The sequence below is a fragment of the Streptomyces sp. SYP-A7185 genome (assembly GCF_046103685.1).
Classification (GTDB): Bacteria; Actinomycetota; Actinomycetes; order Streptomycetales; family Streptomycetaceae; genus Streptomyces.
Genome location: NZ_CP122310.1, coordinates 3,126,438 through 3,151,465, shown reverse-complemented (window position 1 = coordinate 3,151,465; position 25,028 = coordinate 3,126,438). Strand labels below are relative to the sequence as shown.

Below are 25,028 nucleotides of genomic sequence, written 5' to 3'. Positions count from 1 at the left end.
CGCAGCGGTAGGGGGGTGGTCAGCCTGCGCGCCGGCTCAGCCGGCGCGGCTCATTTGCAGCGCTGACCACTGTTGATGCACTTGGCCATGCGCTTCATCAGCCTCTCGTCGAAGACGTTGATGAAGTCGCCGTGGTCGGTGATCGGCTTGTGCAGCTGCTCGGGGAACGAGTCGACGGCGAATCCGGGGCCCGGCGGCACGTCGTACACGATCCGCTGCACCAGCTGCGGAATGGCCTTGAACCCCTGCGGGCAGGCGCCGCTGGCGGCGTCGGCGAAGGCCACGTGCGTCCGGTGGTTGGCGCTGTCGGTGTTCTGGCCGTCCCAGCAGCTCTGGAAGTTGAACGTCCGGACGACCTGGCTGCCCTCGGGGCAGATCGGGTACTTGTCCTTGAGCTGGCGGTTCTCGAAGCCGGTGCAGCTCCAGGAGGCGTTGGCGTTCGCGTCGCCGTTGGTCAGCGACTTCGCGTCACCGGTGATGATGCGCAGGAAGCGCGGCATCGCGACGACCTTGCTCGTCGGGTTCCCGGCGAACTTCAGCGTGACCGAGGTCGGGGTCTGGATCTGGCCGACGTTCTGGTCCTTGCCGCCGCCGTCCGCGTCGGCGTCGTTCTCGTCCTCTCCGTTCTGGAGCCTCAGGACCGGCCAGTAGTACGTGGACTTGTCGCCCTGGTTCCGGCAGGTGGTGTCGCCGTTCGCAAGATCGTCGTCACTGGAGAAAGCGTCCGTGGCCTGATTGCCGATGTAATCGTGCATGTGGTGAGCGCCATTGCTCACGCCGGGCGCCGCGATCACGTTGTCCGGGTTGAACTTTCCGTTCTCGTTCGTGCCGCATTTCGTGGTGAAGGTGCCGCGCGAGGCGCCGCGCTGTTTGCCGGGGCGGTTGACGTTGGGCTGGACGGATTCGATGTCGACGAAATCGCCGGCCTCGGGTCCGTTGCCGTTCTGCTGGTCCGGCGGCTGCTCGGCGCCGTCGCCGGGCGGCTGCTGCTGGTCGTCCCCGTCACCGGGGGGCTGTTCGCCGCCGTCCTGCGGGGGCTGCTGTTCGCCGTCCCCCTGCTGCGGGGGCTGCTGCCCCGCCGCGTCGTCGGCCCGCATGGTGCACGGCGCCATGCCGCCGATCCCCCGGGGCGGCTGTCCGCCGGCCCGGTCGATCGACGAGCCGATGCCTTCGATGGTCGGCCGCCGCTTCTCCTCCAGCGGCTTCAGCACGGCCCGCGCCTGCTCGGTGTTCCGCGCGTCGGCGAACTTCTCGTACGCGGCGGTGATCTGGGTGTCCAGCTCCGCGAGCCGTCGGTCCACGTCCTCGCGGGCGCCGTCCGGCACGTCCGAGAGCCGGGTGCCCACGTCCGGGCAGCTGATGGTGGCCATCCCCACCCCCGGGCCGCCGCCCTGCTCACCGGCGCGGGTGGTGGCGGACGGCGCGTCGGGGCCTTCCCCGGCGTTCGCGTACACATTCACCGCGACCATTCCGCCGCCGCCCAGGATGAGAGCCGCCGAGGCGGCGATCGCGCGCCCGGCGAGTTTTGATCGTTTCCGTGATGTGCGTCGTGGTGTGCGTCCCATGGGACTACGTACGCAACAGGAGTCGGCTCCGTTCAATCACGCGCGGAATTCCCCGGCAATCTCCCCGCCGCTCTCCGGTGATCCGCTCAGCGCCCTTGATCCAGATAGGCGAGTACGGCGAGAACGCGCCGGTTGTCGTCGTCCGAGACCGAAAGGTCCAGTTTCCCGAAGATATTGGACGTGTGTTTGGCGATCGCCCGTTCCGTCACCACGAGTTCCGCCGCGATCGCCGCGTTCGACCGTCCCTGCGCCATCAGTTCGAGCACCTCGCGCTCGCGCGGCGTCAGCTTGCCGAGCGGACGGTCCGCCGACCGGCGGGACAGCAGCTGCTGGATCACCTGCGGGTCCATCGCGGTGCCACCGGCCGCGACCCGGCGTACGGCGTCGATGAACTGCTCGGCGTCGAAGACCCGGTCCTTCAGGAGGTAGCCGACCCCGCCGGTCCCGTCGGCAAGCAGCTCGCGCGCGTACAGCTGCTCCACGTGCTGGGAGAGCACGAGCACAGGAAGACCCGGCCGCGCCCGCCGCGCGGCGAGCGCGCACTGGAGTCCCTCGTCCGTGTGGGACGGCGGGAGCCGGACGTCGACGACGGCGACGTCCGGCTGCAACTCGGCAAGGGCCTTGGTGAGTTCGGGCCCGGTCTCGACCGCGGCGGCGATCTCGAAGTCGAACGCCTCCAGCATCCGGACCAGGCCGTCACGCAACAGGAAGAGATCTTCGGCTAGGACAACTCGCAAGGAATCTCCATGGTCACCATGGTCGGGCCGCCCGCGGGACTGCTGACGGCGAGTACGCCGTCGAATGTACCGAGTCGGCGTTCGATCCCGCTCAGCCCGGAGCCCGCCCCGACGGACGCGCCGCCCTTGCCGTCGTCGGTGACCGCGATCCGCAGCATGCCCTCCGTGTGGTGGATGTCCACCCAGACGCGGTCCGCCCCCGCGTGCTTGATCGTGTTGGTCAGGGCCTCGCTCACCGCGAAGTACGCCGCCGACTCCACCGGTTCGTCGGCCCGGCCCGGCAGCTCCACGTCCACCTCGGTCTCCACCGGCAGCCGCAGCGCCAGGGCCTTCACCGCGTCCCCGAGGCCGCGCTCGGCGAGCACCGGCGGATGGATGCCGCGGACCAGGTCGCGCAGCTCGGTCAGCGCCTCACCGGAGTTCTGCCGCGCCCTGGCGATCATCTCCTTGGCCTTGGCCGGGTTCTTCTCGATCATCGCCTCGATGGTGCCGAGGTCCATGCCCATCGCGACCAGGCGGGCCTGTGCCCCGTCGTGCAGGTCCCGCTCGATGCGCCGCAGCTCGGCCGCGGAGGAGTCCACGGCGTCGTGCCGGGTCTCGGTCAGCCGGTCGACGCGCTGGGCCAGCTCACGCTCCCGCATGGAGGTGGTGGGCGCGAGCAGCGTACGGGCGAGCAGGAAGTGGCCGCGCACGATGGAGGGGTTGACGAAGAGAGCGGTGACGCCGAGCGCGGTGCCGAGCAGGGCCGCCATGTTGGCACTGGCCTGCGAGGTCACGTGGATGAAGCCGAACCACTCGCCGCCGCCCGCGTCGTAGATCGGCTCCCAGACGCCGAGGGCGAGGACGTAGCCGTACAGCATGTAGAGCGGCAGCGCGGGCGCGAAGACCACCGAGACGCAGCCCGCGGTCATGTCGACGAGCAGCCACTGGAGGTCCCGCCAGGTCGCCGGGTCCTTCAGCATCAGCGAGGTGCGCTCCACCTGCCCGGTGACGCCCGAGCGCAGGTCGGCGGGGAAGGGCCGGTAGGGCACCGGGATGCGCACGTTCGACCACTCGCCGGCCTGGACGCGGCGCAGGGTGGCCCACTTGCGGACGGCGGTCAGCACCAGCGGCGTCGTGAAGACGCCGACGCCGAGCAGGATGAAGGCGATCGAGAGGACCGACAGCACGAAGAGCGTGATCGAACCGGCGAGCGTCGCGACCGCGAGATAGAGCCCTCTGGCTCCCGCGACCACGCATTCACGGACCCTCGTCATCGTCTGATCCCCATCTCTTCCAGAACTCCGCCTGTGGCACCCACACATTCTCGCCGCCGGGGACGGCGCGGGTCATTGGGTCCGGCACCCGAGCCGGGGGTGTACCTGGCGACACCCTCTGACCTCGCCCTCTGCTTCGGAAGGTGGGGGCTTCGGCGGCTGGGTGGGCGGCCCCCGGATTTCTAGCGTTGTCCCCGTCATCAACCGGCTTATCCGATTCTTACTTCTGGGGGCGAAAACGCCATGAGGCCAAACCTCGCGGCACGACTCGGGGTGTGGAGCGCACACCACCGCAAGACGGCCATTCTCGGCTGGCTGCTCTTCGTCGTGCTGGCCACGACCATCGGCGGGGCCTCGGGCATGGTCACCGCGTCCGACGACGAGATGGGGGTCGGCGACTCGGGCCGGGCCGCGGCGATCCTGAAGGACGCGGGCGTCGAAGAGCCCGCCGGTGAGCTCGTCATGGTCAGCTCCAAGGAGGCGGGCGGCTGGCGCGGCGCGGCCAGCGACCTCTCCCGGGCGCTGACCGCGACCGGCGAGACGCGGAAGATGCAGGAGCCGCTGCCCTCCGCCGACGGCAAGGACGCGCTGCTCCGCTTCCAGATGAAGGGTGCGTCCGACGACGCGGCCGACCGCGTCCAGCCGGTGCTCGACGCCGTGCAGAAGGCCGGGGACGCGGGCGCACGGGACGGTGTCTCCGTCTACCAGTTCGGTGACGCGAGCTCCGAGAAGCACCTCGGCGACCTGCTCGCCGACGACCTCACCCGGGCCGAGTTCACCGCCGTACCGCTGGCGCTCGGCATCCTCCTGGTCGCCTTCGGCGCCGTGGTCGCGGCGCTCCTCCCGGTCGGGCTCGCCCTGACCGCGTGCGTGGCGGCCTTCGGCCTGCTCTCCCTCGCCAGCCACCAGCTGCACCTCTTCGAGACGACGTACTCGGTGATGTTCCTGATGGGCCTGGCGGTCGGCGTCGACTACTGCCTGTTCTACCTGCGCCGCGAGCGGGACGAGCGGGCGGCGGGACACGACGCCGAGACCGCGCTGCGCATCGCGGCGGCCACCAGCGGGCGGGCCGTCCTCGTCTCCGGTCTGACGGTGATGGTCGCGATGGCGGGCATGTTCCTGTCCGGTCTGCTGCTCTTCGAGGGCTTCGCCGTCGCCACGATCCTGGTGGTGTGCGTGGCGATGCTGGGTTCGGTGACCGTGCTTCCCGCGCTGCTCTCCGCGCTCGGCGACCGGATCAACGCCGGCCGCATCCCGTTCCTGAACCGCAAGGGCACGAAGGGCGCGCACGCCAGTGGCGGCATCGCGGGCAAGCTGCTGCGGCCCGTGCTCGCCAAGCCGGCGTTCTTCGCCGTCGCCTCGGCGGTCCTGCTCCTCGCGCTGGCGGCGCCCGCGCTCGGGATGAAGACCGAACAGCTCGGCCTGGAGAAGCAGTTCGGCTCGGACGCCCCGCTGTCGGTGTCGTTCCGCGAGATCACCCGGGAGTTCCCCGGCGGCCCCGCACCGGCCCAGGTGGTCGTCAAGGCCGACGACATCGGCTCGCGGCAGGTACGGGACGCGCTGGCCCAGGTCGTACGGGAGGCCGGCAAGGGCGCCGAGCTCACCGTCCACCAGGACGCGGGCGTGGCCGAGATCGACGTACCGCTGCCCGGTGACGGCAGCGACGCCGCGTCCAAGGAGGCGCTCGGCGAGCTCCGGGACGACGTGGTCCCCGCGGCCTTCGACGGCCTGGAGGCGCAGGCGTACGTCGGTGGCGACCTCGCCGACTCCGAGGACTTCGGCGACCAGCTCAGCAGGGGCATCCTGCCGGTGTTCGCCTTCATCGCGGCGGTGACGTTCCTGCTGATGCTCTTCAGCTTCCGCTCGGTGGTGATCGCCGTGACGTCCATCGGCCTGAACCTGCTGTCGGTGGGCGCCGCCTACGGGGTGATGACCGCAGTCTTCCAGCACGGCTGGGGCGCGGAGCTGATCGGCTCGGAGCAGGTGGGGGCGATCGAGAACTGGATGCCGCTGTTCGTCCTCGTGGTGCTCTTCGGCCTGTCGATGGACTACCACGTGTTCGTGGTCTCGCGGATCAGCGAGGCGCGGAGCCGGGGCCTGGACAACCGCTCGGCGATCCGCGAGGGCATCACGCGGACCGCGGGCGCGGTGACGGGCGCGGCCGTGATCATGGTGGCCGTCTTCGCGGTCTTCGGCACGCTGTCCATGCAGGACATGCAGCAGATGGGCGTGGGCCTTGGCGTGGCGGTCCTGCTGGACGCGACGGTCGTCCGGATGGTGCTGCTGCCGTCCCTGATGACGCTGCTGGGGGAGCGCAACTGGCGCACTCCGCGCGGCCTTGCGTGGCTGCCGAAGATCTCCCACGGCGAGGACCCGGCCCCGGCTCCTTCCGCACCCCGGCCGGTGCCGTCGGCCACGGTGTAGGGACGCCACGGACACACGGCGGGCCGCGGGCCGGCGAGAGCCGGTCCCGCGGCTTTCCGCCCGCCCCCGTTCACCGACCCAGCGCCTTCGCTTCCTTCTCCGGGGAGAGGCCGACGGCCGGGCGGTCGGGCCGCTGGGGAGCCTGGCCGCCGATCGACCGCAGCCAGGCCCACGTGTCGGCGACCGTCTCCGCCACCGGCCGTGCCCGCAGCCCCGCTGCCGCCGCCTTGTGGGTCGAGGTGCGGTGCATGCTGTCGTGCATTTCCCCCGGCGGCGCCCACACAGGGAGCTGCGTCCACGGCTCGATGCCGTGCTCGGCGATCACCGAGGGATCGGTCCAGCGCAGCTCCACGTCCTCGGCGCCGGCCACGGCCACGCACGCCTCCAGGAACTCCTCCGTCGTGGTGTGCGCGAGGGGCGAGACGACGTTGTACGGGCCGTGCAGCCCCGCGGACGCTGCGTCCAGGACCCACTCCGCGAGGTCCCGCGCGTCGATGTACTGGAGGTCCAACTCCCGCGGCCCCGGGGCCAGTACGGGCCCGCCCAGCGCGACGCGGTTCAGCCACCACGGCAGCCGCCCGATGTTCTCGTACGGGCCGAGGATCAGCCCCGCGCGGGCCAGCACCGACCGCTCGGCCCCGAACTCCGCGACGACCGCCAGCTCCCCGCCCCGCTTGTCCTCGGCGTACGCCACCTGGTCCGCGTCGGGATCGCCCCCGACGAGAGCGTGGTCCTCGTCGGAACCCGCCGCTATCGGCCACTGGTACACGGAAACGCTCGACACGTACACGTACCGCCCCGCCCGCCCCGCGAGCAGCCGCGCCGCCTCGCGCACCGCACGCGGCGCCCCCGACCAGGTGTCGACGACGACGTCCCAGGCACTGTCGGATGCGGCGAGCGCGTCGAGGCCGCCCTCCGCCGTACGGTCGCCGAGCAGCGACTCCACCCCGGCGGGCGCCTCGTGGCTCCCGCGATGGAAGACCGTCACCTCCCAGCCGCGCGCCAGCGCGGCCTCGGTGACGGCCCGGCCCACGAACTGCGTTCCACCCAGCATCAGAAGTCTCATGCCGACGACTCTGCCCGCGGCGGACCGCCGGCGGAACCGGATTCTGCCACCGGCAGAGCCCGGCCCCGCCCGGGAACCCTCAGGTCAGCGGGTTGCGGGCGGCGCGTACTTGTAGCCGACGCGCCGCACCGTCTGGATCGCCTGGCGGTGCTCGGCGCCCAGCTTGCGCCGCAGCCGCGCGATGTGGACGTCGACGGTGCGCCCGTCGCCCACGTGTCCGTAACCCCACACCGTGGTCACCAACTGGTCGCGCGTGTGCACCCGGTGGGGATGGGCGACGAGATGCGCGAGCAGCTCGAACTCCAGGTACGTGAGGTCCAGCTGCTTGCCGTCGACCTGCGCCGCGCGCTGCACGGCGTCGATCCGGACGGGCCCGCCGGGAGCGGGCCGCTGCTCCTGCCGCCCGGCGGCCTGGAGCGGCTCGGGCCCGGTGACGGCGTGCGGCTCCTGCCCGGCCGGCACGAGCACCAGGTAGCCGATCATCGGCGGCTGGCCCGGCAGCGTGGGCAGGGTGTGCTGGGGCGCGGGCAGCCAGGTCGCGCCCGGCGGCAGGAAGTCGGTGATCTGCACCACCTCGTCCGGGGCGACGGCGCGCAGCCGCCCCCGGCCGGGGCTGGTCAGCGGCGCCGCGGTAGCGGTGGAGGCGGTGGAGGCCGCGGACGCGGAGAAGGTACGGGAGTTCGCCATGGAGGTCAGCTCTTTCGCGCGAGGGAGTCGTCAGTCGTCGAGGACGTACGTACGTCGTGCGCGTCAGGCGAAGGCCGGGTGAACGGCTTTAGAGGGCCTGCGCGTTCGTCGCGCGGCAACACACCCGGTCGAAATCGTGGTGCTGACGGGAAGGCCAGAACGGCTCGAGGTCGTGGTCACGACCCGTCGCGAGGTTCCCGTAGCTGCCCATGACCCCATTGAAGCAGATGGCAGGGGCGCCGGTCGTTCCCTCTCGCACCCTGATACGGCTCCTTGGCGAACCCTTGGCGTGAATCGGACCCTCCGGGCGGTCATGCCGAAGGGGGCGCCCGGCCGGTCCGGCGGGCGCCCCCTTCGGGAACGTACGACTTCAGGAGGTCCCTGAACAGGATGTTCCTGAACAGGGAGTCCCCGAAGGGGAGGCTCAGACCTGGCCGGCCTTCTCCAGGGCGGTGCAGCAGGTGTCGACGATCAGCCGCGTCACGACGTACGGGTCGACGTTCGCGTTCGGGCGGCGGTCCTCGATGTAGCCCTTCTGCTCCACCTCGACCTGCCACGGGATGCGGACCGACGCGCCGCGGTCGGAGACGCCGTAGCTGTACTCGTTCCACGGGGCGGTCTCGTGCAGACCGGTCAGGCGGTCGTCGATGCCCGCGCCGTAGTTCTTGACGTGGTCCATCGGCTTGGAGCCCTCGCCGAGGGACTCGGCGGCGGTGATGATCGCGTCGTAGCCCTCGCGCATCGCCTTCGTCGAGAAGTTGGTGTGCGCGCCCGCGCCGTTCCAGTCGCCCTTCACCGGCTTCGGGTCGAGCGTGGCCGACACCTTGAAGTCCTCGGCGGTGCGGTAGAGCAGCCAGCGGGCGATCCACAGCTGGTCGGAGACCTCAAGCGGCGCGAGCGGGCCGACCTGGAACTCCCACTGGCCGGGCATGACCTCGGCGTTGATGCCGGAGATCCCGAGGCCCGCCTTGAGGCAGTTCTCCAGGTGGGCCTCGACGATGTCACGGCCGAAGATCTCGTCGGCGCCGACACCGCAGTAGTAGCCGCCCTGCGCGGCGGGGAAGCCGCCGACCGGGAAGCCGAGCGGGCGGTCGCCCTCGAAGAAGGTGTACTCCTGCTCGATGCCGAAGACGGGCTCCTGCGAGCCGAACCGCTCCGCGACCTCGACGAGCGCGGCACGCGTGTTGGACTCGTGCGGCGTCATGTCCGTGTTGAGTACCTCGCACAGCACGAGTACGTCGTCGCCGCCGCGGATCGGGTCCGGGCAGGTGAAGACCGGCTTGAGCACGCGGTCGGAGGCGTGACCCTTGGCCTGGTTCGTGCTGGATCCGTCGAAGCCCCAGTTCGGGAGCTCGGCGCCGTCCGCCATGATCTTCGTCTTCGAACGGAGCTTGGCGGTCGGCTCGGTGCCGTCGATCCAGATGTACTCAGCCTTGAAGGTCACGGGGGTCCATCCTTAAAACGCTCGGTACGGCGCAGAACGTGCGGGTGCTGCGGTGCCGTGGTGATGGGGCGGAGCCTGCCAACGCGCGATTTCCCGGCCATTGCTCGAATGTGAACCCCGTGTTACCTGCGGTGGATGTGGCTCAGTTCACGCCGCGCCTCATTTGATGACGGCGTTGGCCGCCGCGATCAGCAGTCCGATCGCCGCGTCCGCCAGGCCCAGCAGGAGGGCCGAGCGCCGCCGGTAGCCCGACCGGAGCGCGGCGAAGGTGCCCCAGGCCAGAAGGAGCGCCGCGTTCAGGAGGAGCACGGAGCAGGTGACGGGTGCCTCGGTCCAGCCGAAGGCGCCGGCGAGGATCAGCAGGGTCACGGTCGGCCAGCAGGCGACGATCACCGGCCACTCGTCCAGGAGTTCCCTGAGCAGCTGACGCCATCGGTGCAGGCCGGTGCCGGGGCGGTGCGTGGACATGTGGTGGGCGTAGCCGTGCGCGAGGGCGGCCGTGCCCGCGGTCACCATGATCCAGGCCGCGTCGTAGTAGGGCGTGTACGTCTGCTGCTCCGAGTGGAGCGCGGCGACCAGCGCGCTGGCGAGGATCGTGCCGTATACGCCTCCGGACTTCACGTTCCGCACGGTGTACTCCTTTCCGTTTCCCGGATCCTTCGTCCGGCCCGCGGCGGGTGGAGTGCCCAACGGTATGGAGGCCTATGTAACGGTTTGCCCGATACGGCTCATCGATCGGCCGTCACCCGGGCCCTGCGTCCTGCGCGCCGCCGCCTCGCGTGCTGCCGCATCGCGCGCGGCCCTCCGCGTGCGGCCCGAGGTCTGCGGCTGCCGGTCGTGCGGCTACCGGGAGAGCGCGTCCCGTACCGCCTCCTCCGTGCGGCCCACCACCGCCGTGCCGTCGTCGGCGGTGATGATGGGCCGCTGGATGAGCTTGGGGTGCCGGGCGAGCGCCGCGATCCAGCGGTCACGTCCGGAGGCGTCGCGCGGCCAGGCCTCGCGGTCCTTCAGGTTCAGCTCCTTGGCGGCGTCCTCCTGGGTGCGCGTGATGTCCCACGGCTCCAGGCCCAGCCGCTCCAGGACGGCACGGATCTCGTCCTCGGAGGGGACGTCGTCGAGGTAGCGGCGGACGGTGTAGTCGGCGCCCTCCGCGTCGAGCAGCGAGAGGGCGCCGCGGCACTTCGAACAGGCGGGATTGATCCAGATCTCCATGCCGCACACGCTACCCGTGACCCACCCGTCACACCGCCTCAAAGGCCTTCTGGCCAGCGGCGATTGTCAGTGCCCGGCAGTAGAATTGAAGCAGTGTTCGAGGGTTCCCGACGGGGGTTCCTGACCGCGACAGGAGGATGCCTGTGCCCGCTGCCGCACTCACATCGAAGTCGAAGCGCAACGCTTCCCGGCCCGTGTTCATCGACCCGACGTACGCACCACCGGAGAAGCGACCGCTCCCGGCCGGCCGGCCGCGCGAGTGGTACATCACGCACAACCGGCGCCTGAAGGCGATGCGCCTGGCGATAGCCCTGCTGGACTCGGGCGTCTACCTCCCGAACCAAGCGAGCAACCCCAGGATCCGGACCATGGCGGAGGACGTGGGAATCCATCCGCCGTCGGACATCACCTGTCACATGGTGCGCGCCCTCATGCGGTACAGCCGCTGAAGGGCCGCTCGGCGCGTGCGGTCGGGGGCCCCAAGGCCCCTGCCCGCACGCGTGGTTCATGCTGTCCGCATGACGCAGCCGGAATCCGACCCCACCCAGCAGTCGCCCGCGGCCGAGCTCCCGCTGCTCGTGACCGCCCAACTCCCGGACGGTGCCCGGTTCCCCGTCCGCGGCCTGCGCGGGAGCGAGGCCTCGCCCCAGCCCGCGCCGGCCGCCCTGATCCTGCCCGCGATGGGCACCCCCGCCCGCTACTACCGCGCGTTCGCCCGCCAGCTGCACGCGGAGGGCCTCACCGCCCTGACCGTGGACCTGAGGGGCCAGGGCGAGAGCACCCCGCGCGTCACGGACGCGGAGGCCCTCGACCACGGCTACCGCACGATCGTGGAGGAGGATCTCGTCGCGATCGTCGGGGCGATCCGCGCCGAGCTGGGCCCGGAGGTCCCGCTGTACCTCATCGGCCACAGCCTGGGCGGTCAACTGGGGCTCATCCACGCCGCGTTGGGCATCGGTCCGGGCGTCGACGGAGTCGCCCTCGTCGCCTCCGGCTCCGTCTGGTTCCGGGCTTACGGTCCGCTGCGCGGGCCCCTGCTGCTCATCGGCGAGCTCTTCACCGCGGCCGCCTCGACGCTGCTCGGCCGGTGGCCCGGGACCAAGCTGGGCTTCGGCGGCAACCAGCCCAAGGGTGTCATGCGGGACTGGGCCCGCCAGGGACGCACCGGCCGCTACACCTCCCCCGGCTCCCCGCACGACTACGAGGCGGCCCTGCGCACCCTCGCCCTGCCCGTCCTCGCGGTCTGTGTCGAGGGCGACACCTGGGCCCCCGAGGCCGCGCTCGACCACCTCGTCGGCAAGGCCCCCGGGGCCCGCGTCACCCGCGCGCGGTACTCCGTACGGGAAGCGGGCGCCCGCCTCGACCACTTCCTGTGGACGCGGGCGGGCGGAGCGCTGGCCAAGAGGGTGGCGGCATGGGCGGTCGACGGCGGAAGCTGAGGTCCAGGCGTACGGGGAGACGGTTCACCCGTTCGGCGTACCCGGCATGCGTGGGCGCCCGCGGCGGCATTGGCTTCTGGTGACGGAAGGCGGCCGCGGGGAGCCGCCGACGCGGAGGAAGGGACGGCCGACGGAGAGGGGAGAGGGGCGATGGCCACTCCGGAAGAGCGTGCCCGCCGGGGCAAGGCCGCCCGCAAACACGCCTCCCGCACCTCGCACGGGGCGTGGATACCCTCCGCCGACCGCGCCGACCCCGTGGCCGTGCTCGAACGGCAGGGCGAGGATCGCGTCCAGGAACTGCTGCCCATCCGGTACGGCCGCATGGCGGCTTCCCCCTTCGCCTTCCTCAGGGGCTCCGCCGCCGTCATGGCGGGAGACCTCGCCGCCCAGTGGAACACCGGCCTGACGGTCCAACTCTGCGGCGACGCCCACCTGTTGAACTTCGGTCTGTACGCCTCGCCGGAGCGCGCCCTGCTCTTCGACCTCAACGACTTCGACGAGACCTGCCCGGGGCCCTTCGAATGGGACGTCAAACGCCTCGCCGCGAGCATCGCCGTGGCGTCCGGCGACAACGGCCACCCCGAGAGCGGGGCACGCGAAGCCTGCCGCGCGGCGGTGGCCGCGTACCGCACGTCGATGCGGCGCCTGGCCGGACTCGGCGAACTGGCCGTCTGGTACGAACGCACCGACGCACACGACCTGTTGCCGCTCATCCGCTCCGACCGCCACCGCAAGCGGGCGGCCACCACCCTGGACCGGGCCCGCCGCCGCACGAGCCTGCACGCGCTCGCCAAGCTGACCGAAGAGGTCGAAGGCGCTCCCGGCGTCCGCCGCATCATCCACGACCCGCCGCTCGTCCAGCCGGCCGCCGCCACGGACCTCGCGGCGCTGCGCAAGATCTTCGGCGACTACCGCTCCACGCTCTCCGAGGAGCGCCGGCTCCTCCTGGACCGCTACCACTTCGTGGACGCGGCCCGGAAGGTGGTCGGCGTGGGCAGCGTCGGCACCCGCTGCTTCATCGTGCTCCTCGCCGGACGCGACGCCGACGACCCGCTCTTCCTCCAGATCAAGGAGGCGGTCCGCTCGGTCGTCGAGGAGCACCTCCCCGCGGGGCCCTACGTCCACCCCGGACACCGCGTGGTCGCGGGCCAGCGCCTCCTCCAGGCGGCCGGCGACATCTTCCTCGGCTGGATGACGGGCCCCCAGGGCCGCGCCTTCTACTGGCGCCAGCTGCGCGACATGAAGGGCTCGGCGGACGTGGAAGCCATGTCCCCCGCCGAACTGCGCTCCTACGCCCGGCTCTGCGGCACCGTCCTGGCCCGCGCCCACGCCCGCTCCGGCGACCGCATCGCCATCGCGGCCTACCTGGGCGGCTCCGACACGTTCGACCGGGCGATCGCGGACTTCGCGCTGCGCTACACCGCGCAGAACGCCCGGGATCACGCGGCCCTGACCGAGGCGATCTCCTCGGGCCTGGTCAAGGCCACGGATCCGTGACGGGCGAGCGGTGACCTAGCCGATCTGGTCCGGCGTCACCGTCAGCCACCGCTTGTCCGCGGTGACCTTCTGGCCGAGCTCCCGCTGCCGGTCGGCGTTCTTCTGCTTCATCCCGGCCAGCTCCTTCATGTAGGAGTCCTTGCGGTTGACCCAGACCCGCGCCCCGCCGTGCTCCACGTCCGCCGAGTGGAACAGCATCGGGCCGTCGCTCTTGGGGGTGTCGCCGGCCACCAGGACCGGCTTCTTCCACTCGTCGATGTAGGTGTTGATGGCCGCGGGCTTGCCCTGGAACCAGGTCATGGGCGCCCACAGGTTCGGCGTCAGCTCACGCCCGGCGAGCTTCTTCTCGTCGAAGCGGCCCTCCGCGATCTCCTTGCGGGAGCTGGTGACCTGGCCGGTCTTGCGGTCCTTGAGCTGGAGACCGACGCCGATGACGTTCTCCGGCTTCACGCCGTAGCCGTACTTCGGGTCGGCGAGCACCATGCGCACCAGGTCCTCGCTGGCCGCGCTGACGACGTAGACCTCGATGCCGTGCTTGCGCAGGGACTTGTAGAGCTCCTGCATGCCGGGGAAGAACTCGGGCGTCTTCACCTCGGTCTTCGTCAGCTTGCCGTCCTCGTAGTACTCGGCGGGGATCGGCTCGTCGCGGGCGAGGAGTTCGTCGACGTACCCCTTGAGCTCCTTCAGCGTGAAGCCGGAGAAGACCTGCGCGACCCAGGGGTAGCAGACCTGGTCGTCGACCTCGCACAGCCGGTTGTAGTAGCTGTACAGGCTCTCCTTGTGCTGCGCCGTGTCCTTGAACGGGATGATCTTCAGCGACGGGTCCATCGTCTTGCGGGTCAGCACCCCCTTCATCTCCAGGAAGGGCAGGAGGGACTCCTCCAGGTCGTTGCGGTACGTGGTGTTGTCCGCGTCGAATACGGCGTACGCGCCCCTGCGCTCGTGCCGGGCGATGACCTTGCCCAGCTGCTTCGCGACCGGCTCGGGCCAGTGCTTCAGCTCGGCCGCCGCCCGCGCGGTCCGCGCCGCCGTGGTGGAGCTGTCCGCGGCCGTCGCGTCCGTGCCCGGCCACAGCGCCGTCCCCGCGAGAACGGCCGCGGTGAGCGCGCCCGCCGTGCCGATGACGGCCAGCTTGCCCTTGCCCTTTGCCTTTACTGCCATGGTCGTGTGCCCCCTGAGAGCGGTCTGCGCCCCGTCCGGAGCGGCGGGTCATCGTATGGGCCGGGGCGGCGGATTCCCATGATCGACATCACCGGCCGGAACCGGCATGGGACGGGCGGGGGCGGGTAGCGGCGTCAGACGGGCGGAATGCCTTTCGACCCTGCTTCGCGGCGCCGTCCCTCGCATACTGGAAGGCATGGAGACCGTCTCCCGGGAGTTCGTGCGGGCCGCCCCGCGGCTCGACGGCATGGTGGTGTCCGCCGTCGGCTACCGCACGCGCGGCGAGCAGCCCGGGCTGCACCGCGGCCTGCCCTCCCCGTATCTGACGCTGATCTTCTCGCTGGACGGACCCGTCGTCACCGGCGAGAGCCCCGAGCAGGCGGGCGGCCGGGACGCCGTCCGCACGGACATCGTCCTCGGCGGCCTGCACCGGTCCCCGGCCTACGTCCTGCGGCCCGAGTACGAGGCCGGCATCCAGCTCGCCGTCCACCCGCTCGCCGCCCGCGCCCTCTTCGGCGTACCGGCCGGAGCGCTGGCCGGTGAGCTCGTGACGCCCGGCGCGGACGTCCTGGGGCACCGCGCCGCCGACGTACGGGAGCTGCTGTGCGAGCAGGGCACCTGGCAGGAGCGGTTCGCCTCCCTGTCCGGCTACCTGCGCCGGTGCGCCGCCGACGCGGACGCCGCCGGGTCCGTACGCCCCGAGGTCGCCGAGGCCTGGGCCTGGCTGGCCCGGCACCGGGGCACGGGCACCTTGCGCGGGCTCTCCCGGCACGTCGCGCTCAGCGAACGCCGCCTCACCACGCTCTTCCGCGCCGAGACGGGCCTGAGCCCCAAGCAGGCCGGCCGCCTGATGCGCTTCCAGCGCGCACGGAACGCCGTGGTCCGCCCGGTCGCGGCGGGCGCGGCCCCCGACCTGGCCCGCGTCGCCGCCGACTGCGGCTACTACGACCACTCGCACCTGGTGCGGGACTTCCGGGAGTACGCGGGCGTGAGCCCCAGCGGCTGGCTGGCCGAAGAGTGCCGGAATATCCAAGCCGGGAGCCATGGCGGGGGCGAAGAGTAGGAGCCATGAACACCAACGAAGCGGTGGACACCACCGAGAAGCAGCAGGACCGGTCCGCGTCCGGCGCCGGCCGCGCCCCCGACGTCTGGCCGACGCTCCAGGCGCACGACGCCCCCGCCCTGATCGACTTCCTGGTCGGCACGGTCGGCTTCCTGCGCACGGCCGTCTACCAGGACGGCGACAGCGTGGCCCACGCCGAGCTCGACTGGCCCGAGGGCGGCGCGATCATGCTCGGTTCGTACGACGAAGGGGCCGGTGACTGGTGCCTGAAGCCGGGCACCTCCGGGGCGTACATCGTCACTGACCACGTGGACGACCTCTACCGGCGGCTCACGGCCGCGGGGGCCGACATCATCCGCGAGATCGAGGACAAGCCGTACGGCAGCCGGGAGTTCGCGATCGCCGACCCCGAGGGCAACAAATGGTCCTTCGGCACCTACCGCGGGGCACCGAGGCCCGGCCCCGCGGCCTGACCCGGACCGGCGTTCTCACCCGGCCCCGCGTCCTGACCCTGCTTGACCCGGCTTGACGGCAGCCTTCCTGACCTCGCGTGATAGCTTGCGCACGCCAGTCAACCCACACCAGGGCCAGGGAATCCGGTGCGAATCCGGAACTGACGCGCAGCGGTGAGGGGGAACGGGCGGGGCCACGGCCACTGGGCGTCCACGGACGCCTGGGAAGGCGCCCCGTCCGGCCGATCCCCGAGTCCGAAGACCTGCTGGCACCTCCGTCCGCACACCGGGCGGCGGAGGTGACGAAGCAGGCCAGGCTCCGCGTATGAGCCGTGAGACTCAAGGGATCCCCGTGTCCTTCATAGCCCGTCGTGCACGCGTGCACGTTCCTGGCCGTCGCAGCCGTGGTCGCCGTCGTATACGTGGCCCTGTCTCCGTCCTCCTCGGCACGGCCCTGGCCGTCACGCTGACCTCCTGCGGCGGCTCGCCCTCCACCGCGTCCGGCACGGACCGCGAGGCGGCCGGGTATCCGCTGACCCTGACCTCCTGCGGCAAGAAGGCGGAGATCAAGGCGCCGCCGCGGCGGGCCGTCTCCCTCGACCAGGGCTCCACCGAGATCCTGCTCTCCCTCGGCCTCGCGGACCGCATGGCCGGCACCGGCACCTGGACGGACCCGGTGCTCAAGGGCCTGGAGAAGGAGAACGCCGGGGTCGACCGCCTCGCCGACAGCTACCCCTCCTTCGAGAAGGTCCTGTCCAAGGAGCCGGACTTCGTCACGGCCTCCTTCCTTGCCACGGTCAGCAAGGGAGGCGTCGCCGACCGCGCCAAGTTCGCCGAGCTGGGCGTGCCCGCCTATGTCTCGCCCTCCGACTGCGCGGGCAAGGACAACAGCGGCGACGGCGACGGCCGCCGCGTCAAGACGCTCACCATGGACACCGTCTACGGCGAAGTACGCGACCTGGCCAGGGCCTTCGGCGTCGAGAAGCGCGGCGAGCGCCTGATCGGCGAACTCAAGGGGCGCGTGGCGAAGGCCACCGAGGACATCGACGCCTCCGACGCCACGCTCCTCTACTGGTTCGCCAACTCCGACGCCCCGTACATCGCGGGATGCTGCGGGGCCCCGGGCATCATCACGCGCGAGCTGGGCGCGAAGAACGTCTTCGACGACACCCGCGAGGAGTGGCCCCAGATCAACTGGGAGACGGTCGCCGACCGCGACCCGGACGTCCTGGTCATCGGCGACCTCACCCGCAAGTCGCAGACGGCCGAGAGCGCGAAGAAGAAGATCGCGTTCCTGGAGTCCGACCCGGTCACCAAGAACCTCACCGCCGTGAAGAAGAAGCGGTACGTGCTGCTGAGCGGCCAGGCCATGAACCCGACGATCCGCACGGTGGACGGCGTGGAGCAAGTCGCCGCGGCGTTGCGCGAGTTCGGGCTCGCGAAGTGAGGGGAGGTGTGGGTGCTGGTGCTGGTGCTGGTGCTGGTGCCGGTGGGGGTGCCGGAGCTGATGCCGACACCGGTGTCGGAGCTGATGCCGGTGGGGGTGCTGGTGCCGGCGGGGGATCCGGGGCCGGTGCTGGTGGAGGTGTCGGTGCTGATGCGGGTGTCGGGGGTGGTGTGCGTGCCCGCGTCGGGGCCCGGGTCCGGGTCCGGGCCGGGGTCGGAGGGCCGGGCGGTGTGCGGCACGTGCTCCTCTGGGCGGCGGGCCTCGCCGCCCTCGCCCTCTCCGTCGCGGTGGCCGTCACCATCGGGCCCGCGGACATCTCCGTACCGGACGTGTGGTCGGCGGTCGCGGCCCACCTCGGCGGGGGAGAGGCGCGGCTCACGCCCATCCGGGACGGCATCGTCTGGAACCTGCGCATGCCGCGCACGCTCCTCGCGGCGGTCTGCGGGGCGGGCCTCGCGGTCTGCGGGACGGTCCTCCAGTCCCTCCTGCGCAACCCCCTCGCCGACCCCTTCGTGCTCGGCGTCTCGTCGGGGGCGTCCACGGGCGCGGTCGCGATCGTCGTCCTGGGCATCGGCGGGGGAGCGGTGTCGGTCTCGGCGGGCGCCTTCGCCGGGGCGGTGTGCTCCTTCGCGCTGGTCCTGTTCCTGAGCCACACCCTGGGCGGCAGCGCGGACCGGGTGGTGCTGTCCGGTGTGGCGGCGATGCAGCTTTTCTCCGCCCTCACCTCCTTCGTGATCCTGACGTCCGGTGACGCGGAGACGACACGCAGCGTCCTGTTCTGGCTGCTCGGCTCGTTGAGCGGGGTGGGCTGGATCGACGTCTGGCTGTGCGGGGCGGTGCTCTTCGCGGCGCTCGCGGTCTGCCTGACGCAGGCGCGCACCCTGGACGCGTTCGCGTTCGGCCAGGACGCGGCGGCCACGCTCGGCGTCCACGTGGCCCGCACCCGCCTCCTGCTGCTCTCCGTCACGGCGCTCCTGACGGGGGCGTTGGTCAGCAGCGCGGGGGCCATCGGCTTCGTGGGCTTGGTCCTGCCGCACGCGGCCCGGGCGCTGGTCGGCTCCGGGCACGCACGCCTGCTCCCGGTCACGGCGCTCGCGGGCGCGGTGTTCCTGGTGTGGGTGGACACCCTGGCCCGTACGGTCCTCGACCCCCAGGAGGTCCCCGTGGGGGTGGTGACGTCGCTGATCGGTGTCCCGGCGTTCGTCCTGGTCCTGTACCGCACGCGGCGGACGACATGACCGGCCGGCCGCATGCCGCCGGGTGCGGGCTGCGGGCCGATCGGGTGACCAGGGCGGCGGCGGGCCACCTCCTCGTGGACGGGGTGAGCCTGTCGCCGCCGCCCGGAGCCACGGTCGGCCTGCTCGGCCCGAACGGCTCGGGCAAGTCCACCCTGCTGCGCCTCCTCGCGGGCGTCCTCGCCCCGACGTCGGGCGTGGTCACGCTGGACGGCGACCCGCTGCGGGAGATCGGCCGCCGCACGGTGGCCCGCAGGGTGGCGGTGGTGGACCAGGACGCCACCACGCAGGTGGAGCTTTCGGTGGAGGAGGTCGTACGCCTGGGCCGCATCCCGCACCGCAGGGCGTGGACGCTCCCCACCCCCGAGGACGAGGAAGCGGTACGGGAAGCCCTCCTCCGTACGGGCCTCGCGGACCGGGCGGCCCAGTCCTGGCACACGCTCTCGGGCGGTGAGCGCCAACGGGTGCAGATAGCGCGGGCGTTGGCGCAGACGCCACGGGAACTGCTCCTGGACGAACCCACCAACCACCTGGACATCCAGCACCAGCTGGATCTCCTCGCCCTGGTGGCGGACCTCCCCCTGACGAGCGTGATCGCCCTGCACGACCTGAACCTGGCGGCGATGTTCTGCGACCACGTCCTCGTCCTGCGCGAGGGGGTGACCTACGCGTCGGGCACCCCGGCGGAAGTGATCACGGAGGAACTGATCGCGAAGGTGTACGGCGTCCGCGCCGAGGTCACCCACCACCCCGCCGAACCCCACCCCTCCATCCGCTTCCTCCGCGGCTGAGTTCACGGGAGGGGCAGCGGCGGCCGTGCGTCACCGGCTGCCAGCGGCTCGGCCTCCGCACGGAGCCGCGGCTGCGCCCCACCAGGTGTCAAAGGCTCCGCACGACCTGCCCGGCCCGGAACCGGAGCTTGGCGTCGGCGTCCTCCAGCAGGGCGGCAGCGGCGCGCCGTCGCGAGGCCTCGTCCTGCGCGCACAGCAGCCGGAAGGCGGCGACGCGGGTGTGCCGGGGGAGGCCGGGCCCCAGGCGCGCCATCAGCCACTCCGTGGGGAGCTGCCGCGCGCCGGGCAGGAGCGCGGCGGAGGCCTCGCGGGCGACGGCGGGCGCGGGGTCGTCCAGGAGCACCCGCACCTCCTCGCCGCACGCGACGTCGAGCAGCCGCAGCCCGGCCACGGCACGGGCCCTGACCCCGGAGACCTCGTGCGCGAGGAGCGGCAGCAGCAGCCCGGCATCGGTGCGGACACCGCACTCCGCCAGGCCGACGGGGGCGCCCGGCGGCAGCGCGGCGTCACCGGGGTCGGCGCACCACGCCCGGTAGAGCGGCAGCGGATCGGTCCCGGACTGCCGCAGGACGTAGCGGGCGCAGGCGCGCACGAGCGCCGAGCGGTCCGTGAGGTACTCCCGGGCCGCTTCCGGCCGCCCCACGCGGCGCAGCGCGGTGACACCGGCGGAACGGACGCGGGGGGTGCGGGCGCCCAGGAGGGGCACGACCACGTCGCGGTACGCCCCTTCGCCCGCGGCCTCGCCCAGGCCCGCGAGGGCGGCGTCGGCGCAGAGGTTCTGGATCACGACGTCGCGGTCGTGGACGGCGACACGGGCCAGCTCCGCGACCGGCTGCGCGTGCGCGTCGACGGCGATGCGATGAGCGAAGCGCCGTACGACGGGATCCCCGTGGCCGAGCAGCGCCACGAGCCGCTCACCCGCCGCATCGCCCGTCGTTTCACCCGCTGCATCGCCCGCCGTACCGCTCACCACTTCCCGCAGCAGCTCGACGCCGAAGGCTCCGCGTTCCCGGCGCCCCACGCGCAACAGCACGGGCGCGAGCGAGGCCAGCTCCGCGGCGCCGAGGCGGGGCAGGGTGTCCCGCAGCAGGCCGCGTGCCTTCTCCCGTACGGGCGCGGCCCAGTCGGCACAGCGGATGACGACCAGGGGCAACAGCACCGGATGCCGCGCGGCCCGCCGCACCGCCCGCTCGCGCACCCGGCCGTCGCGACTGCACAGAGCGAAGGCGACCTGGCTCTCCTTGGCCTTCACGACGCCCGGGTGCGAGAACATCCCGCGCATGTCGGAGTCGAACGCGATCCAGGCGGCGGGATCCGACACATCGAGCACGTCCCGCAGGGAGTCCCCGGGCATGCCGCCCACGAGTTCCCCTCGTTTGCCGCCCCCACCGAACCAACTGCGCATCACCATCGCGGCCGCCCCCCGTCGCCCCATTGAGACGGCGATCGTAGGCGGCGAAAGGGCCCCGGCGCGCCCGAGTTTCCTCCGGCCCGGACTGGGGAGTTCCCCTGCCTCGGACTGGGGAGTTCCCGCTCGCTGCCCCGGCCTAGAGAGGCGGTGCGGAGCTGGAGTCGAGGGCGTGGACGATGCCGGATTCCGGATCGGTGGTGTGGCCGGCGTCGAAGGCGTGCCGGTAGGCGTCTTCCCCGAGGGCTTCGCGGGTCCGCCGTTCGCAGACTTGGTGGGCCACCACCATCGGGGGGATGCCCGCCTGCGGTCGGCCAAGGGTCTCCCACAGCTGCGCGGCCAGTCCGAGCAGCCAGGCGGCGTCCCGGTACCGGCCGGTGGCGGTGGCGGAGCGGGCCAGGGATTCCAGGGCGTGGGCGGTGCCCACGCCGTCGCGCAGCCGGTGTTTGACCACGAGTGCCTCGCGGGCGTGCCAGCGGGCCTCTTCGAAGAGGCCCAGGGCCAGCTCGGCCTGGGCGCGGACGAAGTCACCCCAGGCGCACATGCTGCGCTCGCCGCTGCGCTCACTGGCGGCGCGCAGTTCGTCCAGCCAGCGGAAGGCCTCCTCGAAGCGGCCCGCGGCGACGAGCGAGTGGGTGAGGAAGACCAGGGCCGCCAGCGGAAGCAAGGTGAGGGGCTGCTCGCGCCAGTCCGTGGCGAGCTGGGCCTCGGCCCGGGCCACCGTCGACTCCAGATCGCCGCGCACCGCCGACACCCGCAGCTCGGTGGCGGCCGCGTACCCGCGCTCCGTGTCGCCGAACCGGGCGGCCAGGGCCGTGCACTCGGCGGCCCGTTCCTCGAGGGCCGGGAGATCGCCCAGGTAGAGCAGCAGTTGACCGATGGCGTACAGGGCCTTCACCCGGGCCGGGGAAGGGGCGGTGTCGGCGGCCAGGGCCCGGTCCAGGTAGTGGCGGCCCTCCTTGACGAACCCGCACGCCTGCCAGAAGAACCACAGTGTTCCGGTCAGCTCCAGCGCGACCTGGCCTTCGGCCTCGGCCAGGCTGAACTCCAGCGCGGCGCGGAGGTTGTCGTGCTCGGCGGTCATCCGGTCGTACCAGGCGAACTGATCGGGGCCGATCCAGGCGGCGTGGCCCCGGCGGGCCAGAGCCAGGTAATGGTCCCGGTGGCGGCGGCGCAGCGCGTCGTCCTCGCCGAGACCGCGCAGCCAGTGGGCCCCGAACTCGCGGATGGTGTCGAGCATGCGGTAGCGCTCGCCGCCCCCGGTGGGCCGCCAGAGCAGGATCGACTTGTCCATCAGCGTGTCGAGGACGGCGGGAATGTCCGCGGCGGGAAGGTGGTCGTCGGCGCAGATCCGCTGGGTCGTCTCGACGTCGAAGCTGCCGGCGAACACCGAGAGACGGGCCCACAGGAGCCGTTCGGCGGGAGTGCACAGCTCGTGGCTCCAGCCGATCGCCGTGCGCAGAGCCTGGTGCCAGGGAGGATCGGCGTCGGTGGCGATGCCGTCGGTGTCGCCCAGGACGGCGAAGCGGTCGTCGAGTCGGGCGGTCAGTTCCTTGACCGGCAGATCACGGAGACGGGCCGCGGCCAGCTCGATCGCCAGCGGCAGCCCCTCCAGGCGCCGGCACAGCCGTACCAGCTCCGCGTGGTCGGCATCGGTGACGGTGAAGCCGGGCACCGCCTCCATGGCGCGCCGGGTCAGCAGCACCACCGCGTCCGCCGTGCCCGCCCGCGCGTCGTCGTCCTCGGGCACCGGCAGCGGCTCGACGGTGAGGACCCGCTCGCCCGCCGCGTTCAGAACGCGCCGGCTGGTGGCCAGGACCCGCAGCCCCGGCGCGGCCCGCAGCAGGGCCTCGGCGACGCGCGCGCAGTCCTCGACCAGGTGCTCGCAGGTGTCGAGCACGAGCAGCAGCTCCCGGTCGGCCAGGTACTCCGCGAGGACCTCGGTCATCGGGCGGGTGGTCTGATCGGCCAGCGGCAGGGTCTCCGCGATGACGTGGGCGAGCAGGTCGCCCTGCCGGCGCAGCGGGGAGAGCTCCACCAGCCAGGCCCCGTCGCGGAAGCGGGGCTGGAGCGCGACGGCGGCATCCAGCGCCACCCGGGTCTTGCCCACTCCGCCGACGCCGGTCAGGGTCACCAGCCGCGTCGGCTCTTCGAGCGAGGGGGCGAGGAACATCCGCTCGATCGCGCTCACTTCCGCCCGACGATCGACGGTTTCGGTACGCGGCGGGGTCAGGTTCCCCACCCGTCGTCCCCCGCGCGGCTCCCCCTGCTGCCCCGACGCCGCCACCACGACTGCCCCCCTCGCACCGGTCCCGTGCCCCACAGCGTGGGCCGACGGCGGCAGCCTGCACCACAGCGCCACCCCACACGACGAGAGGCACGAAACTGCCCGAAGGAGTCCGCACCTGATCGCGAGGAACCACCAAGAACGGCCAAGAACGGCCAGAAGGGACCAAAACAACGAGGGCCGCTCCTCCCGACCCGGAAGAAGCGACCCTCGCCGCCGTACTCAGATGCGATGTGAAGCCAGAGGCCTGCCCGGCGAGCAAAAACCCGGCACGGCCACCCGACCCCGCGGTTTAGATGTCGAAGTACAGCTCGAACTCGTGCGGGTGCGGGCGGAGCTGGATCGGGGCGATCTCGTTCGTCCGCTTGTAGTCGATCCACGTCTCGATCAGGTCGGACGTGAAGACGCCGCCCGCCTGGAGGTACTCGTTGTCCGCCTCCAGGGCGTCGAGGACCGCGGGGAGGGAGGTCGGGACCTGGGCGACGCCCGCGTGCTCCTCGGGGGCGAGCTCGTAGAGGTCCTTGTCGATCGGCTCCGGCGGCTCGATCTTGTTCTTGACGCCGTCCAGGCCGGCCATCAGGAGCGCCGAGAACGCCAGGTACGGGTTCGAGGACGGGTCCGGCGCGCGGAACTCGACGCGCTTGGCCTTCGGGTTCGAGCCCGTGATCGGGATACGCATGGCGGCCGAGCGGTTGCGCTGCGAGTACACCATGTTGACCGGCGCCTCGAAGCCCGGGACCAGGCGGTGGTACGAGTTCACCGTCGGGTTCGTGAAGGCGAGCAGCGACGGGGCGTGCTTGAGGATGCCGCCGATGTAGTAGCGGGCGGTGTCCGAGAGGCCCGCGTAGCCCTGCTCGTCGTAGAACAGCGGGTCGCCGTTGGCCCACAGCGACTGGTGGACGTGCATGCCCGAGCCGTTGTCGCCGAAGATCGGCTTCGGCATGAAGGTCGCGGTCTTCTGGTTGCGCCAGGCGACGTTCTTCACGATGTACTTGAAGAGCATCAGGTCGTCGGCCGCGGCGAGCAGCGTGTTGAACTTGTAGTTGATCTCCGCCTGGCCGGCCGTGCCGACCTCGTGGTGCTGGCGCTCGACCTGGAGGCCGTTCTTGTCCAGCTCCAGGGAGATCTCGGCACGCAGGTCGGCGAAGTGGTCCACCGGCGGGGCCGGGAAGTAGCCGCCCTTGTAGCGGACCTTGTAGCCGCGGTTGTTCTCGACCGCACCGGTGTTCCAGGCGCCCGCCTCGGAGTCGATGTGGTAGAAGCTCTCGTTCGCCGACGTCTGGAAGCGGACGTTGTCGAAGACGTAGAACTCGGCCTCGGGGCCGAAGTACGCGGTGTCCGCGATGCCGGTCGACGCGAGGTAGGCCTCGGCCTTCTTGGCGATGTTGCGCGGGTCACGGCTGTACTGCTCGCCCGTGATCGGGTCGTGGATGAAGAAGTTGATGTTGACGGTCTTGTCGCGGCGGAAGGGATCGACCCGGGCGGTCGACAGGTCCGCGCGCAGCGCCATGTCGGACTCGTGGATGGCCTGGAAGCCGCGGATCGACGATCCGTCGAACGCCAGCTCCTCGTTCGGGTCGAACGCCGCTGCCGGGATCGTGAAGTGCTGCATCACTCCGGGCAGGTCGCAGAACCGGACATCTACGAACTTCACGTCCTCGTCCGCGATGAACTTCTTTGCGTCGTCGGCGTTCTGGAACATCCAACTCCTCCTACTCCCGACCCCCAGGCGGGGACGGGGTTGCAGCTCGTTGTGCGGCCAGTGCGGTGGCACACGCTGGGACCCGACCATAGGTACGGGGGATTTCTCAAGCATGACCCATTTGTTTCGCGGAAGTTAACCGGGCCGGGTCCGCG

21 protein-coding genes and 1 riboswitch are annotated in these 25,028 nt (G+C 71.8%); of the genes, 9 read left to right on the top strand and 12 right to left on the bottom strand.

Translation table 11 applies throughout. The features are described from left to right. Positions 1-50: 50 nt before the first annotated feature. The 3 genes from QBL25_RS13875 to QBL25_RS13865 all read right to left on the bottom strand — a co-directional run bounded on the left by QBL25_RS13875 (position 51) and on the right by QBL25_RS13865 (position 3,558). Positions 51-1,565 (bottom strand): DUF1996 domain-containing protein, encoded by a 1,515-nt coding sequence (locus QBL25_RS13875; RefSeq protein ID WP_409057347.1) that lies wholly within the window; start codon positions 1,563-1,565, stop codon positions 51-53. Between the two features lie 86 nt (positions 1,566-1,651). Further along, a complete protein-coding gene (locus tag QBL25_RS13870; protein WP_409057346.1) occupies positions 1,652-2,302 on the bottom strand; it encodes a LuxR C-terminal-related transcriptional regulator in 651 nt (216 codons plus the stop codon). Then, positions 2,287-3,558, bottom strand: a complete 1,272-nt coding sequence (locus QBL25_RS13865) for a sensor histidine kinase (protein WP_409057345.1) — start codon at positions 3,556-3,558, stop codon at positions 2,287-2,289. The genes QBL25_RS13870 and QBL25_RS13865 overlap by 16 nt, the downstream gene beginning before the upstream one ends. A 243-nt stretch (positions 3,559-3,801) precedes the next feature. On the opposite strand from QBL25_RS13865, the gene QBL25_RS13860 reads away from it, so the two are divergent. Further along, positions 3,802-5,982, top strand: coding sequence for an MMPL family transporter (locus tag QBL25_RS13860; protein WP_409057344.1), 2,181 nt, complete (start codon positions 3,802-3,804; stop codon positions 5,980-5,982). A gap of 70 nt (positions 5,983-6,052) precedes the next feature. On the opposite strand, the gene QBL25_RS13855 is transcribed toward QBL25_RS13860, so the two are convergent. The 5 genes from QBL25_RS13855 to QBL25_RS13835 form a co-directional block, all read right to left on the bottom strand. Further along, positions 6,053-7,048, bottom strand: coding sequence for an NAD-dependent epimerase/dehydratase family protein (locus tag QBL25_RS13855; protein WP_409057343.1), 996 nt, complete (start codon positions 7,046-7,048; stop codon positions 6,053-6,055). 84 nt (positions 7,049-7,132) lie between these two features. Further along, a complete protein-coding gene (locus QBL25_RS13850; RefSeq protein WP_409057342.1) occupies positions 7,133-7,735 on the bottom strand; it encodes a winged helix-turn-helix domain-containing protein in 603 nt (200 codons plus the stop codon). A 424-nt stretch (positions 7,736-8,159) separates the two neighbouring features. Beyond that, complete coding sequence (gene glnII, locus QBL25_RS13845; protein WP_409057341.1) at positions 8,160-9,179, bottom strand: glutamine synthetase; 1,020 nt, start codon at positions 9,177-9,179, stop codon at positions 8,160-8,162. Between the two features lie 159 nt (positions 9,180-9,338). After that, positions 9,339-9,809 (bottom strand): hypothetical protein, encoded by a 471-nt coding sequence (locus tag QBL25_RS13840; RefSeq protein WP_409057340.1) that lies wholly within the window; start codon positions 9,807-9,809, stop codon positions 9,339-9,341. Between the two features lie 213 nt (positions 9,810-10,022). After that, positions 10,023-10,391, bottom strand: coding sequence for an arsenate reductase family protein (locus QBL25_RS13835; RefSeq protein ID WP_409057339.1), 369 nt, complete (start codon positions 10,389-10,391; stop codon positions 10,023-10,025). Between the two features lie 143 nt (positions 10,392-10,534). Here QBL25_RS13835 and QBL25_RS13830 point away from each other — a divergent pair, with 143 nt between their 5' ends. The 3 genes from QBL25_RS13830 (at position 10,535) to QBL25_RS13820 (ending at position 13,327) form a co-directional block, all read left to right on the top strand. After that, positions 10,535-10,840 carry a hypothetical protein gene (locus tag QBL25_RS13830; protein ID WP_409057338.1) on the top strand — a complete coding sequence of 102 codons (306 nt, stop codon included), beginning with the start codon at positions 10,535-10,537 and terminating at the stop codon, positions 10,838-10,840. 69 nt (positions 10,841-10,909) lie between these two features. Next, positions 10,910-11,830 carry an alpha/beta fold hydrolase gene (locus tag QBL25_RS13825; RefSeq protein WP_409057337.1) on the top strand — a complete coding sequence of 307 codons (921 nt, stop codon included), beginning with the start codon at positions 10,910-10,912 and terminating at the stop codon, positions 11,828-11,830. Between the two features lie 150 nt (positions 11,831-11,980). Next, positions 11,981-13,327 (top strand): DUF2252 domain-containing protein, encoded by a 1,347-nt coding sequence (locus QBL25_RS13820; protein ID WP_409057336.1) that lies wholly within the window; start codon positions 11,981-11,983, stop codon positions 13,325-13,327. 15 nt (positions 13,328-13,342) lie between these two features. Here QBL25_RS13820 and QBL25_RS13815 read toward each other — a convergent pair whose 3' ends face one another. Then, positions 13,343-14,488, bottom strand: a complete 1,146-nt coding sequence (locus QBL25_RS13815) for a haloacid dehalogenase-like hydrolase (protein WP_409057335.1) — start codon at positions 14,486-14,488, stop codon at positions 13,343-13,345. A gap of 196 nt (positions 14,489-14,684) precedes the next feature. On the opposite strand from QBL25_RS13815, the gene QBL25_RS13810 reads away from it, so the two are divergent. The 5 genes from QBL25_RS13810 (at position 14,685) to QBL25_RS13790 (ending at position 19,476) form a co-directional block, all read left to right on the top strand. After that, a complete protein-coding gene (locus QBL25_RS13810) occupies positions 14,685-15,551 on the top strand; it encodes a helix-turn-helix domain-containing protein (RefSeq protein ID WP_409057334.1) in 867 nt (288 codons plus the stop codon). 5 nt (positions 15,552-15,556) lie between these two features. After that, positions 15,557-16,024, top strand: a complete 468-nt coding sequence (locus QBL25_RS13805) for a VOC family protein (protein ID WP_409057333.1) — start codon at positions 15,557-15,559, stop codon at positions 16,022-16,024. Positions 16,025-16,102: 78 nt separating this feature from the next. After that, a riboswitch (cobalamin riboswitch) is annotated at positions 16,103-16,289 on the top strand. A 39-nt stretch (positions 16,290-16,328) separates the two neighbouring features. Continuing rightward, positions 16,329-17,450 carry an ABC transporter substrate-binding protein gene (locus QBL25_RS13800; RefSeq protein WP_409057332.1) on the top strand — a complete coding sequence of 374 codons (1,122 nt, stop codon included), beginning with the start codon at positions 16,329-16,331 and terminating at the stop codon, positions 17,448-17,450. A 170-nt stretch (positions 17,451-17,620) separates the two neighbouring features. Beyond that, a complete protein-coding gene (locus tag QBL25_RS13795) occupies positions 17,621-18,688 on the top strand; it encodes a FecCD family ABC transporter permease (RefSeq protein WP_409057331.1) in 1,068 nt (355 codons plus the stop codon). Then, a complete protein-coding gene (locus QBL25_RS13790) occupies positions 18,685-19,476 on the top strand; it encodes an ABC transporter ATP-binding protein (protein ID WP_409057330.1) in 792 nt (263 codons plus the stop codon). Before QBL25_RS13795 ends, QBL25_RS13790 begins: the two co-directional genes overlap by 4 nt. Positions 19,477-19,564: 88 nt before the next feature. On the opposite strand, the gene QBL25_RS13785 is transcribed toward QBL25_RS13790, so the two are convergent. From QBL25_RS13785 to glnA, 3 genes are all read right to left on the bottom strand, one after another. Beyond that, entirely contained in the window at positions 19,565-20,911 is a 1,347-nt protein-coding gene (locus tag QBL25_RS13785) for a hypothetical protein (RefSeq protein ID WP_409057329.1), read from the bottom strand. 112 nt (positions 20,912-21,023) lie between these two features. After that, complete coding sequence (locus QBL25_RS13780) at positions 21,024-23,075, bottom strand: ATP-binding protein (protein WP_409057328.1); 2,052 nt, start codon at positions 23,073-23,075, stop codon at positions 21,024-21,026. A 388-nt stretch (positions 23,076-23,463) separates the two neighbouring features. Then, the gene (gene glnA, locus QBL25_RS13775) at positions 23,464-24,873 is read right to left on the bottom strand and encodes a type I glutamate--ammonia ligase (protein ID WP_365822919.1); all 1,410 of its coding nucleotides are present in this window, start codon (positions 24,871-24,873) and stop codon (positions 23,464-23,466) included. Positions 24,874-25,028 lie beyond the last annotated feature (155 nt).